Source organism: Shewanella sp. N2AIL (assembly GCF_022690845.1).
Classification (GTDB): domain Bacteria; phylum Pseudomonadota; class Gammaproteobacteria; order Enterobacterales; family Shewanellaceae; genus Shewanella; species Shewanella baltica.
In genome coordinates, this window is the sequence record NZ_JALBYT010000034.1 from 1 (window position 1) to 13,341 (window position 13,341).

8 protein-coding genes and 1 pseudogene are annotated in these 13,341 nt (G+C 43.1%); all 9 read right to left on the reverse strand.

The window, feature by feature from the left end; genetic code table 11:
* A pseudogene (locus MO387_RS17145) lies at positions 1–172 on the reverse strand (riboflavin-specific deaminase); the annotation flags it as partial.
* Positions 173–1,354: a HipA domain-containing protein gene (locus tag MO387_RS17150; protein WP_242326425.1), complete on the reverse strand. Its 1,182-nt coding sequence runs from the start codon at positions 1,352–1,354 to the stop codon at positions 173–175.
* Between the two features lie 46 nt (positions 1,355–1,400).
* The gene (locus tag MO387_RS17155) at positions 1,401–1,736 is read right to left on the reverse strand and encodes a helix-turn-helix transcriptional regulator (RefSeq protein WP_106649799.1); all 336 of its coding nucleotides are present in this window, start codon (positions 1,734–1,736) and stop codon (positions 1,401–1,403) included.
* 585 nt (positions 1,737–2,321) lie between these two features.
* A complete protein-coding gene (locus tag MO387_RS17160; protein ID WP_159049131.1) occupies positions 2,322–4,262 on the reverse strand; it encodes a DUF262 domain-containing protein in 1,941 nt (646 codons plus the stop codon).
* Complete coding sequence (locus MO387_RS17165) at positions 4,252–5,652, reverse strand: DUF262 domain-containing protein (protein WP_242326426.1); 1,401 nt, start codon at positions 5,650–5,652, stop codon at positions 4,252–4,254. Before MO387_RS17165 ends, MO387_RS17160 begins: the two co-directional genes overlap by 11 nt.
* A 3-nt stretch (positions 5,653–5,655) precedes the next feature.
* The gene (locus tag MO387_RS17170; protein ID WP_242326427.1) at positions 5,656–7,491 is read right to left on the reverse strand and encodes a restriction endonuclease subunit S; all 1,836 of its coding nucleotides are present in this window, start codon (positions 7,489–7,491) and stop codon (positions 5,656–5,658) included.
* Positions 7,491–8,993 carry a type I restriction-modification system subunit M gene (locus MO387_RS17175; RefSeq protein WP_242326428.1) on the reverse strand — a complete coding sequence of 501 codons (1,503 nt, stop codon included), beginning with the start codon at positions 8,991–8,993 and terminating at the stop codon, positions 7,491–7,493. The genes MO387_RS17170 and MO387_RS17175 overlap by 1 nt, the downstream gene beginning before the upstream one ends.
* A 101-nt stretch (positions 8,994–9,094) precedes the next feature.
* The gene (locus tag MO387_RS17180) at positions 9,095–11,569 is read right to left on the reverse strand and encodes a DEAD/DEAH box helicase family protein (protein ID WP_242326429.1); all 2,475 of its coding nucleotides are present in this window, start codon (positions 11,567–11,569) and stop codon (positions 9,095–9,097) included.
* A gap of 394 nt (positions 11,570–11,963) precedes the next feature.
* Positions 11,964–12,842: a hypothetical protein gene (locus MO387_RS17185; RefSeq protein WP_242326430.1), complete on the reverse strand. Its 879-nt coding sequence runs from the start codon at positions 12,840–12,842 to the stop codon at positions 11,964–11,966.
* Positions 12,843–13,341: the final 499 nt, after the last annotated feature.

Sequence of the window (13,341 nt, forward strand, 5' to 3'; positions counted from 1 at the left end):
TAATCGCTTCGACCTCAGCATGGTTGCCACCAATTTTCTGTGTGAATCCTTCGGCAATGACTTGCCCGCCTAGAACGAGAACGCAACCTACCGGAGGATTAGGTTGGCACTCAGGCAGAGCAGCCCGAGATACTTCCAATGCTTTAAGCATAAATGCCTTGTCTAGATTCATCTAAAGTTCCATTTCATTGAATATGTAGTCATTCAATATCACACGTTTGAAAAGTAACTTTCGCGTTACTTCAGGGACATCTACTTCGTTACACACGGATTCAAACTCTTGGATAATCGTATTAATTTGCGAACTAATAATTTCTTCTGCTTTTTCGGCATTAATATTGAAGCTTTGTGCTGCTTTCAGACAAAGTGATAACAGAGACAAATTTGAATTGTCGAATAGCTTCATTCCATGATTCGCCTCCGCACCGCTACGGTTTTGTGGACAAATATCATAAGCAGGTGATAGAGATATTTTATCCCCTTCGACAAAGAAAGCGTGATTGCGAGCATGGTCATCCGTATTGCCGATCAGCACGTTAAATACCATTCGTGCAAATAGCTCTTGGCTATCAGAGGCAAATGCGATGCAATACTGCTTCATAACGTTTACTAGGTCTACATAAGAAGCCTCGCTAGCCCATGCTTCATCTAAGCCTAAAACTGTCAGTCCGGACACCATAGAGCGACGACACCAAATACCACCAATCAACTCTCTATCGAATCGTTTAACAAGAAGAACATCCTTGCCTAATGCTTTTTTTAATACAACTTCGGCCACATTGAGTCCAGCTAACTTAGCTAACTTCATGGCTACGTATTCTGAATAGACAACCTCGTAAGTATCATTTTGGGATGAAAACTTAGCAATATACTTAACTTCGCCAGCAGTGATCATCGCTTTCGGACGAGCGCCTCCCAGCGATGTACAATGCATAAGTGCTTTATCCAAATCCAACGGGATTTTCTTACCTTGAGCGACGATTTCAGATACCAGATATAACTCTTCAAGCGTGGCTGCATCAGTAGAACGATCAACATACTCAGTGGCCGATTCTTGAAAGTCGAGAGAACCGAACCGGTCTGAAGCAGAATGCACCAAATACGTCATTTCGTTAAACTCAGCATCGTAGCCTTTGCTCATCAGCCGAGAAATAATGGCCCTACGTCCCCAAGCATCAGGAGCTGCATCACGCAAGCATGAGAATATAGACATACCTTGAACTGGCTGCATAGTACCAGCAGAAAGCGGTAATTCATGTGAGTAAATTGGCTCTGCATCTGGGCGCTTCAAGTAAGACTGACCATAGGTAAAATGTTGGCCAGATTCATCAATAGTGAGTCTACCGGCTACCACAGGTTCTGAACGTCCTCTAAGCCATTTCCAAACGAAGCATTGGTTACTAGAAGTCGTCATCCAAAATTACCTTTTTCCTTCTCACTCGATTAGGCAGCAGTGCTTCTATTTTCGCATTTGTTTTATGTTTAATAGCAAACCGATTTTCATCGGGTTCAAATAAGGAAACACCTAACACCCAAGCAGTTTCGAAGTAAAGTCCGATACTTACAGACGGATCACCCTTAAGAATCTTTATCATAGTGGGCTTAGATGCCCCAACTCGTGAACACAGCTCTTCTACTGTGATTTTCTTTTCCTTACGCTGGATTGAAAGCAGAGTGGCGAAATGAGCTAGTGCAGCACTAGCAACAGTGCCAACTTGAATTTTATTCCTTCCCATAGAAAATTACTCTTCACCATAAACCAGTTAGAGTAAACAATAATTTACCAAAACCCAAATGTCAAAATAATAGGCCAAGTCAGATTGGTAAATACTACTTTACCGTAATCGTTTAAAAGTAAACTGTATTTTACTAAGTAAACAGTCGTTGAGACTGCAGTAAATGAACAACAGAGATCCAATCTGAACTCTTTATTGAGTGATTGGTTTAACACGCTTCGGGGAAAAACGTTTTAAGGCATCAATCCACTTCTGGATATTTTCCAAGCTACAATTTTCAGCTGATATATCTATCTTCATCGCGATATTAAAGGACAGCACTTAAGCATTAGCATCAGTAAATCACTTTTTGAGGAACATGCTGAGTGTCACTTAACTAACAAAATTCACTTAATCCCAGCAGCGAACAAGGTTAACTCATTCAACCATTTTCGTTACGCCTAAAAAAGTGCACTCACGCTAAATTCTTAAGATAAACATCAGTAAAGGTAAACATGATCCATTGAATTGATCGAGAAAGATTCGCTTACAGCAATTAAGTAAGCTTAAACCACTTCGTATCTCATCTCAGCGTAAATAAACCCTCTAAGAACATAGGACATCAACCATCATCTTTTCGTGTTGAATCATCGCTGGTTGATTTTCTGGATCCCAGTGTTCATAACTCATCATAAAGACCAGCTTGAGGCTTTCAGCCAATTGTTCTCGGTTCAACTTATCCTTTACCTGATTTTTTTTGGTGGCGGGATCGTTATTACTAAATTTGGAATTATCGCTATGGCTGATCAAACATAAATTACCAAAGCTATGGAGTATCGACTCGTCCATCGGTTCACCCGCTATGGGATGCTGCGGAAAATAATGTTCCACTGACGTTCTAAAAGTAAAACGGAACTTATCTAAAAATGACTTTACAAAGTCCATATCGACATCAAACTCATGACCATCTTTCAATTTACGCCACAAGCGATAATCTAGGCGATTAAAAATAAAATTCTGGATATGCGTTCCTAATTTGAGGTTATGATGATCAAAGTCGTTTTCTGGCATAACATCTTCAAAACAAATATCAAAATACTCAATGGGTTGCTTGCCAAAACGACCATAGAAAAATTTATTACTCAACTGATCTAAAAAAGCAGGGTATTGACTAATGCGAAACTCACCGAGTTGATGCTGCTTTAGCAAATAATACAACACCGCACTTAACCAGTGTTTATACACCTGTGTAGGAAAGGAAACATGGAACATAGACAACTGCATAATCAACTGTTGATTAAAATCGCCACCACTGGAAACATAATGATGCCTTGTTTCATTCGGTTTTAACTGTTCCAAACTCCAGTCGAGATCATTTTTTCGCTTAATAATATAACGATCAAACAATAGCCGACATCTTAGCAAATTCATGACAAATTCACGGGAAAACGTTGCTATATCCTCATCAGTACGATTGCTAAACCGCTCAAACGCGAGCAATAACCGCTTATCGTCTAATGGCACATCCGTATCAATATGGCTTACATGGGTAATGCGCAACACGTGCAGTAAAAAGTTAGGAAAACTAATAATTGAAGCATATTGTTCAGAATCGTCATTAACTGGGTTTTCTTTCTTGTCTTGCAATACTGGATGTTGAACTATCTCTTCCAAGCTAACTAATGGCGCTGGGCTATCAGAGTTCACCATTTCTTGCCTGATTGATTCAAAATCAACAGGATGTTGATCCCAGTTAGCGCCAAACAAGGTGCAGCGCAAACTTTTCTCAAAACCGAGTTGAGCATATCTGTCCATACTGGCACAGGCATCCCAAATCGTCGAAAACACTTTACGTTCATCGATACCCAGAGGCCGCATCAGCCTAGCTTTAAGCACCTCGTGCTTTTCAAGTTGCTCACCTCGGTTATTCATAATCTCAAAATAATGGTTAAGATCGGTTCCTTTAGGAACGGCAACGCGCAAAATAACCACATTGTTCAACAAATAATCCGTGAGAGTGCATAACTCCTGCTTATGCTCTTCAAAAAAACGAACCGCAACATCATAAGCCCCATGCATAGAGGCCTGTTCACAGCCAGTCGTTATCCCCTGTGCTAATAAGGCTAACGTACTGGTCGACCGTTTACGATTGGTAAATGATAAATTAAGCGATAGCGAGCTAAGCTTTTGAAAAGGTGTATCTTCGGTTGCTTTAACGTTTAAACAACTTTGCTGATTTATGCTATCAGCAAACTCGTTTTTTAATGCAGATAACACCACACACAAAGTGGTATGGCGCTGTTGACCGTCAATCGTCTCAAACTGACCTTCGCCCCTTTTATCGACAACTAAACTACCAATGTAATACTGGCTTGCTGGATGACGACTGTTTTTAGCTCTACGCGATTCATCAAGAATATCTTGCAGTAACTGTCTAACTTCAGGCTCGCCCCAAGCGTAGTTACGCTGATAAATAGGGATAAAATAATGTCCTTGGCTGAACAGCTCAGCCACAGTCAACGGGGTAATATCTGGATTATTGGGCATCGATAAAATACCTTTTCGCTTTGAAGCATTCGAGTAAATCTTCAACTTGTGTTTGATTACCATCTAGATCGTTAGCGCTTAACATTGGTACCATAAATGACAATACTTCTTTAGGATGCAGCGCATTAGCAATCACTTGGATCAGCCCTGCATCAAACTTACCTTGCCCACTGCCAGCATTATCAACGGTGATAAGCTGAACAGTATGATGAGTAAGCCTGATGCGGTAACTCCAGAAAAAACACAACCACACCACTTGTTCAAGAGAATGCTCACCGAACTTATCAACATAAAAGAGCACGGCACATTCAAACAGATTGCGGACATAACCATCACCGGTTCGATGTTTTCCCGGATAATGATTAAGCACCTCAAGTACAGGCTGTAAGACGGGATGAACTTGTACAAACAAACGGTGATGAAGCGCGATGTAATAATGAATATATTCAAAAAAACGTCGACCATTAACCATGATTTGATCAATCAGAAATGGGAAGTGACGTTGGTTCAAATCCCACTGCCGCGCGGGATCCGCGTTGTAGAGATCCACGGCATAATTAGCGGCCCTGAAACGATCAACAAAGGGGAATACTGTATCGGCAAGGTTAACCCCTTTAAACACCTCAATCTCTTGATTCGTAAATGTGCGCCCAGATTGCCCGCGAGCCCATCGGCGCAGGCGGTAAAGGTGATTAGACATTACAACTTGTAACAGTGAAGGTTGATTATTTTCAACAGACGTTGCTGCTAATTCCCATGCCTCAACACACCCCGCCTCAGCATGTTTGTCTTGAATACCTATCTCACGCAGATGATAAGCTTTCAGTAAATCATAGGGCGCAAGTGGCTTACCACGGGCATTTTGTGAGTCAAAAAACTGAAATGCTTCGCTGAGGTTATCCAAGGTGATACAAATGAGCTCACATTGCCCCAACAAAAATCCGAGTAGTTTATTTTGCTCGTCAAAGGTTAAGCGCCGCACCCGACTCTGCAATAGCGCCGCATTATGCGACAGGTTTTTGATACTTTCAGGTGAGCTAAATTGGGTAGACAGTAAACCCAACTTAAGCGGTCGCGGCGTTGATCTTGATGTTGCAGAAGTTGCTGATGATGTTAGTGCTAATTCCCGATACAAGGCATCAATGAACAGCGTCAAAGTGAGTAAACGTTGCTGACCATCAACGATATCAAACTTCCTACTATGTTGCTCGCGACATAACACCAGAGTGCCTAGTCGATAGGCTGCCTGTTCACTATGATGCATCACATCATCGAATAGCTGATTGACATGCTCAGCTTGCCATTTATAGGGGCGCTGGTAATCAGGGATCTCCAACGCCATTTCCATAATGCCTTTAACGGCGATCACATCCTTGTTAATAATTGCCATAGTTTAAACGGCCTGTTCGACGATGGCGTCGGTGAGGTGCAGTTGGGTGGTTTGCGCATCCGCTAAACGGGCTTTGAGTTGGTCGCACAGTGCCATTAACTCATCAACTTTATCTACGACCCTCTGGAATTCTTGTGCGGGCGGGCATGGCACTAATACTTGGCTTAATATTTCTAAGTTAATATTCTTTTGTGCCGTTGAAGGTGCAAATCGCTCTAAATTTGACTTAGCAGTCCTTATAAAGTAGTCAAAATACTTAGTTGGTATGCTGAAATTAAACGGTGTATAGCCAACAACGCTATCAGGAAAGCAAGCATCAAAACCAAGAATACCTGTATCAGCAATATTTGCAGCAATCGTGATACACAAGGTTCCTTTTGGCCAAAGCTGACTCTGTGCAAGACCAAACTCATTATATTGTGCCGTATAAGTTCCTATAATGCCCGACGATCGAGCAACATCTCCTGTTTGCACTAAAGGAATATTACCACCTTGGTATAATTTGGGGTCATTACGAGGTCTATGTTTTGATTTTCCTCTAGCTAATTCACCTAAATCAGGCAATCGGCACCATTCCCACCCTTGAGGCAGTTCAAACGGTTTTTCTTCATCTGTGATTGCTGGCAGTGGCTTCTGCTTTTTGATTTTCCCCTCTTTGATCTGCTGGACTTTTTCTTTGGCGATACGCTCTAATAGTTTGGCTGCAGGTTCGTCATTAGGGTCTTGTTTGACTAGCTTACCCATCACGGCGAGTTGGAGGATGGTTTGCTTTAGCGTATCGATGCTGGCACTAGTAGTAAATAAGGTGTCGAAGTGCTCGGCAACACGTTGCCAATCCTTAACAAAGCTATTTGTAAAAGGCCGTTCAAGACTGACATTAGATTGACTTGCAGTATTAGCAGCCGTTTGTGGCAGTAGCAGCGCATTGAGCAGGGTTTCAACTAAGGTTTGGTGTGCCGCAATGCTCGCTTCGGTTTGCGCTTCAAGGGCGTCACACAAGCTCATCAACTCATCGACTTTAGCGACAATGCGGTGTTGTTCTTTGAGTGGAGGTAAAGAGTGCACACTTTGTAAAGCATCTTCAGTCCCCAGTCTTGGCATCTTAACGCCATACATTAATGAATTTACATAATTTAAAAACGTTGGTGACTTTAATAAATATTTTAAAAATTCTGCATAAATAGCTTCACTTGGTACAATTGCAACAATCTCTGTAGTACAAATACCATCATCATCAGCAACAATAACCTTGTTTAAATACGGACGTAATTTCCCATATAAAACATCACCTTTTTTAAAGGTGGACTTGCTAGATTTAGAATCACGCTCAGAATATTTAGCTCGATAAATTAATTTTGAGGTATCTTTCTCAATATCTTCTAAATCTAATAACCAAGTTTCATTATCAATTTTCACTGGGTCAATATTTGGCCTACCATTATAATCAGCAATTTCATTTAATCGAACCCAAAGCCAACTTTCCGGCAATTCAAACGGCTTTTCATCCTCACCAATCTCAAGCAACGGCTTTTGCTTTTTAAGCTTGCCCTCCTTCACCAATTGCGCTTTTTCAGCAGCAATGCGTTCTAGCAATACTGACGCGGGTTCATCGTTCGCGTCTTGTGGCACTAACTTACCGCGCACGGCGAGTTCTAAAATCAATTCACGCAGTTTTTTAATGCCATAAAGCGAAAATTTATTAGAACTACCGCGGCCTGCTGAGGACTTTTGCTCAATGGCGGTCGTCCAAATATCAAGGTGCGTGGTAATTAAATTTTCAGACGTTGGCGAAGATTCGATATTGCGATCGTGAGCGTTTGGTATGGATAAATCAGCCATTACTTGCCCTCACCGTCTGATAATTGTGTAGGGGAAGATAATGCCGCAGACAAGATGCCTTTGAGTTGGTCACGCAAGGCTTGAATATCCGCTTGTTGTTTAGCGTAATCGGCTAACAAGGTTTGCGGATCGTGACTTACCACCTCGCCCACATGGGGGTTTTTAATATCAAGGTTGTAGTTACGGGCAATAATGTCGTCGATGGAGACTTTCCACGCTTGCTCGTTTTCGACCCGCGCTGCAAAACCATCGGCTTCATCGCCCCACCACGCGAGTTCTGTCTCAAACTCTTCGAACTTCATGGGCTTGGTTTTGTTGTAGTTTTTCACCCCTGCTGGGTAGGGATGCTCGTAAAACCAGACATGTTTAGTCGGCGTGCCCTTAGTGAAAAACAGGATATTGGTTTTAATGCCAGTGTAAGGATTAAATACGCCGTTAGGTAAACGCACTATGGTGTGCAGATTACATTCTTCGAGCAGCATTTTTTTAATTTTGGTTTTAACGCCTTCACCAAACAAGGTGCCATCGGGCAATACCACGGCTGCGCGGCCGCCCTTGCCATTTGTTGCAGGGGCAAGCACTTCGATAATCAGCTGCAGGAATAAGTCGGCAGTTTCGCGGGTTTGGAACTCGCTAGGGAAGTTTTTTTCAATCCCGTCCTCTTCGGTGCCGCCAAAAGGCGGGTTGGTGATGATGACATCGATATCTTCATCCCAGCTTGATAACGGTTTGTTTAAGGTATTGCCGTGTTTAATTTGTACCGGCACTTCAATACCGTGCAGCATCATGTTGGTGGTACACAGTAAGTGCGGTAATTGCTTTTTCTCTACCCCATGAATTTGCTGTTGCAGAGTTTGGTGATCATCCGCTGTCTTGACGTAATTGGCTTTAACATGATCAAAGGCACAGGCCAAAAAGCCGCCGGTGCCACAGGCCGGATCCATAATCGACTCGTCAAGTTTTGGGTCTGTTACGGCCACAATAAACTTGGTGATGGCACGCGGAGTATAGAACTCGCCTGCATTACCCGCGCTTTGTAAGTCTTTTAAGATTTGCTCGTACAAATCACCAAACAAATGCCGCTCTTTTGAGTCGGTAAAGTCGATTTCATTGAGTTTATTGATGACTTGACGCAGTAGCGTGCCGTTTTTCATGTAGTTAAAGGCATCTGAAAACGCCGCTTTTACCACATAACCGCGGGGATTTTTATCTATCGGGGCGGTGAGATTTTTAAGATCAGGGAATATCTCATCATTCACAAATTCAAGCAGCTCGTCACCTGTGATCCCTTCGTTATCGGCAGCCCAATTACGCCATAAAAAATCACTCGGGATAGGTGTACTGTAATCATCGAGTTCTAGCTCTAACTGCTCTTCTTGGGCATCGAATACTTTTAAGAACAGTAACCAAGACATTTGGCCTAGTCGCTGGGCATCGCCATCGACGCCGGCATCTTTACGCATAATGTCTTGAATGGATTTAACGGCTGAACTGATAGACATAAATTTCTCTTTTCGTTTTTAATGCTTAACGCTTATTTTTTAGTTGTAAGTAAAACGCACCAAAGCACGCACGGCATTATCTAACCTGCTTATTAGGCTGATTATTGTGCAATTTGGTAGATTTCGGCTTCTAACTCACTAATGGCTTGTTCGTATTGGGGTTTGCCACCAAAGCCTTTTTTGATGATGTCACTTAAACTGCCTATATCATTAAATGGCTGAACTTTAAGCACTTGCAGATTTTCAATTTCTTGCACGCCCACATCGGCGTATTTTACCAATAAATTCTCGAGTACGGCTTGGGCCGTGTCGGAATATTTAGTGAAATAATTGCGTTTTTTAACGTTTGAGGCGCGCTCGGCACGGGTTAACGGCGGTTGGTCGTACACGACATGGCAAATCATATCGAAGGGATCCATGTCTTTGCCCACTTCATCCTCAAGTGCTGACCAAATAATCCCCTCTTGCGCCAGCTCATCGATGACCGCTTGTTTACGGTCGGCGTCATTCCAACGCCTGACAAACTCATCAAGGGAGCTGAACTGTTTCGCCATGGTTTTACGGGTGTAATCCTTAAAGGATTCAGTGACCAGTTTGCCGTCGCTGTCATAATACTGCACCCGCTCGGCAACTTTGCTGACTGTCACGCCAGATACGCGGTACTTGTTGACCTTACGGGTTTCGCCTTCGTCCCATTCACTTTCATCCCATTTATCATTATCCTGGCCATCGCCTTGAGGATCATTTTTGGTGTTGTCTTGGCCTTCGCCTTGTTGCTCATCTTGAATGTCCCCCTGAACATCTTCCTCGTTTGGTTCATCATCAGCGGCATCAATATCCACGTCTTCATCTTCAATGTCTTCAGGCGTCACTTTAATGATTTTTTCAGGGGTACCATCAAAACGTTCGTCGGCAAATAACTCGGTTGCCTTTTTGAAATCCAGAATGGTAAACCATAACTTATTGTATTTATCATCTATTCGAGTGCCGCGACCGATGATCTGCTTAAATTTGGTCATGGATTGAATATTTTGATCGAGCACCACTAACTTACAGGTTTTCGCATCGACACCTGTGGTCATGAGTTCTGAGGTGGTCGCAATAACCGGATAGGCCTTTTTAGGGTTGATGAAGTTATCCAGCTGGGCTTTGCCGAGTTCATCATCACCCGTGATCTTCATAACGTATTTGTCATTTTTCGCCATTTGCTCAGGGTTAAGATTGGCAAGTGCGCGTCGCATCCGTTCGGCATGATCAATATCGTTGCAAAAAACAATGGTTTTACCCATAGGATCGGTGCGTTTAAGGTAGTTCGTGATGGTTTCGGCCACCAACTGAGTACGCTCATCAATCACCATAGTGCGGTCAAAGTCTTTTTGGTTATAGATCCTGTCTTCGATCACTTCGCCATTGTTGTCGATTTGGCCCTTTGTAGGTCGCCAGCCTTGTAAGTCCACATCAATATCCACACGAACCACTTTATAAGGCGCTAAGAAACCATCGTCGATACCTTCTTTGAGCGAATAGGTGTAAAGCGGATCGCCAAAATAATCAGAATTAGAGACCTCATCGGTTTCTTTTGGTGTTGCGGTTAAGCCCACTTGTGCGGCACTGCTGAAATACTCCAGAATTTCGCGCCAAGCGCTGTCGTCACTGGCACTGCCACGATGACATTCATCAATAATGATCAGGTCAAAAAAGTCTGGAGCGACTTGTTTAAACGCTTTTTGACTCTCATCAGGGCCAGTCAGTGCTTGATAAAGTGCTAGATGGATTTCATAAGCAGGATCGACTGTGCGGCCAGTAATTTTGGTCATCGATGTGCCAAAGGGCTGAAAATCGTTTATGCGAGTTTGATCGACCAAAATATTACGGTCAGCGAGGAATAAGATGCGTTTCTTGGCGCGGGATTTCCATAACCGCCAAATGATTTGAAACGCTGTATAGGTTTTACCTGTGCCCGTTGCCATCACCAGCAATACCCGATCTTTACCCGATGAGATAGCTTCAACGGTTTTATTGATGGCTTGCAACTGATAATAACGCGGGTGCTTACCCGTGCCGTCATCGTAATAGGCTTCGTTAATGATAGGTAACTGCGCTGCGGTATAACCTTTCCAAATACAATATTTTGCCCAGAGTTCTTCAGGACTAGGAAAATCTTCTAAACGGATTTCGGATTCAAGGTTGTGAGCCTCTGGGGTGCCTAGTTTGGTCTTGTCGTGGAAGATAAAACCATCGCCGTTAGAGGCAAACACAAAGGGAACATCGAGCAAATGAGCATAATCGAGTGCTTGTTGTATGCCCTTACCGACTTCATGCTTATTCGCTTTAGCCTCAATCACCGCCAGCGGCATACTCGGTTTATGGTAGAGCACAATGTCGGCTGACTTAACCGTTGTGCGCATGCCCATTTGACCCCGAACAATCACCTTACCATCACGTAACTTCACCTCCTGGCGAATTTGCGTCATATCATCCCAACCCGCATTTTTTACCGCAGGCATGATGAACTTTGTGATGATGTCTGTTTCGGTTAACTTTGCTTTATTGATGCTCGCGTTATGGTTGACCATTACTAATCCAATTCCCTCTAGATAGATAACCGAATATTCTGATTATTGAGTTTGCCACAAAGCCCTTAAGTAACCTAGGGTTAGAACAGCAATTACCCTGTAATTATCTTATTTTGTGTTTTACATCAAAACCAAATAACGTGGACATTTCATCATAAATATTCAATTAACTGATTAATTTGCCCGAGGATGTGCTTACTTATCAATGTGGGGAACAGGGACGACCTCACAATGAAGCCTTAACAGGCTGAAATAATAAAAATTATTATTTCAGATGGCAGTACCAAAGTGTGCAGCCGACTTCATCTACTGGTAATGCATTGTAAAATCTTTGTATACCCTTCAAAAGGCACTTAGGTGCCTTTTGTCGTTTTTGGAAATTAGAGATTGTTTGCTAGCGATAAAACCGTTCGGTGAGTTCATCACACAGCAGAGTACGATAGATAATTCGTTGCTTAAGTGATGCCGCATCTTGCGCGGTTAATAAAGGCTGACGAGTCTTTTTATCAGGCCTTGTGGTTAGCTCATCATAGAGCTGCTCATGAAGTCGTTTAATGTCGCTAAAAATGTGCAAGGATTGAGAAAACAGCATGACCTTATCGTAATAGCCTTGCCCTATCCCATGATGCCATTTCAATAAAATGGTTTGCCGCGCGGCTTTTGTCTTAAAGGAATGCTCCATTTCGACGGCACAAATGGTTCCATCCACCTCCCTCACTATCCCATCCACATTTCGCACACTGCTGTGAGTAAAACGCCGTTTAAACTCGGGCTCAGTCATCATGGCACACCATAGCGGATTAGGCTCACCGTTGGGCTTGTGATGATGGATGCCTTTCAACAACACAAACTGCATGATTAAGTCGTGCATTAAAGTGTTCTGGTTCACTTGCAGCGCCGGATGCTCTTTTGCACGATAATAGACTGCAACATTCAGTAACTCTTCGGCGTATTTTGCGCCACTGTAAGTGAGTGTATAAACACGGCCATCGTGGGAACGATGGGTAGTAACAAGGCAAAGCAGTTGCTCTTGGACAAGCTTATTTAAATGCTCCAGAGATTGCCGATGGCTGATGCCATAGAGCCAAGCAATGTTACTCGGTGAAATCAGGCCAAATCGAGCCACCAATTTCATCGTGAACTCGCGGCGGATTTTCCCCGTTTTATTGTTATTTACGCCAGGTCGATATTGCATATCGAAATTCAAAAACGGGTCGTATCGAAGTGGAAGATTCGCGACCGATTTATCCTTTGCGCTACTGTGTGATGTCATTAAAAATACCTTTGATTAAATGGGTACAATTAACTAGCCATCGAGGGGACAAATTTAACGCATTGATGATATTTTTGATTGAATAGTTGCAGATTTTCATCACGATAAACTGCTTTCATCCTATCGGAATGAAAATAGCGATGAACATCGCTACCAAGCCAGCCTTTGGCTGATGAGTCACTTGCTGCGCAAACGACTCAGATGCCCTGAAGCGCCCGCCAGCTCTGATGACTCGTCATCAGAGCTGGCTTACGAACTCCGTTCTAGCACTCCACGACATCAGACGCGCATGCACCGAGCTACGCTCTGTACTAACCGCATTTTCGCCGCTCACGTCGAGGGGGCGATGTGCCATCTTATTCCCCCTCGCGTCTCGCTCACTTTTCTCACGAAAAGTCTGGGGTTTAGCGGTGTATTTGTGCCAAATTCACCCCTAAATTTTGCTGAGGCAAAACTAAAATGCGGTTAGTACAGACCAGCTGTACATGCGCGTGCTCCT

What these genes read in the sequence shown, in the direction of transcription:
- MO387_RS17185 (WP_242326430.1), bottom strand. Translation starts at nt 12,842, where the DNA reads ATGACATCACACAGTAGCGCAAAGGATAAATCGGTCGCGAATCTTCCA.
- MO387_RS17165 (WP_242326426.1), bottom strand. Translation starts at nt 5,652, where the DNA reads ATGGCAATTATTAACAAGGATGTGATCGCCGTTAAAGGCATTATGGAA.
- MO387_RS17160 (WP_159049131.1), bottom strand. Translation starts at nt 4,262, where the DNA reads ATGCCCAATAATCCAGATATTACCCCGTTGACTGTGGCTGAGCTGTTC.
- MO387_RS17155 (WP_106649799.1), bottom strand. Translation starts at nt 1,736, where the DNA reads ATGGGAAGGAATAAAATTCAAGTTGGCACTGTTGCTAGTGCTGCACTA.
- MO387_RS17175 (WP_242326428.1), bottom strand. Translation starts at nt 8,993, where the DNA reads ATGTCTATCAGTTCAGCCGTTAAATCCATTCAAGACATTATGCGTAAA.
- MO387_RS17180 (WP_242326429.1), bottom strand. Translation starts at nt 11,569, where the DNA reads ATGGTCAACCATAACGCGAGCATCAATAAAGCAAAGTTAACCGAAACA.
- MO387_RS17170 (WP_242326427.1), bottom strand. Translation starts at nt 7,491, where the DNA reads ATGGCTGATTTATCCATACCAAACGCTCACGATCGCAATATCGAATCT.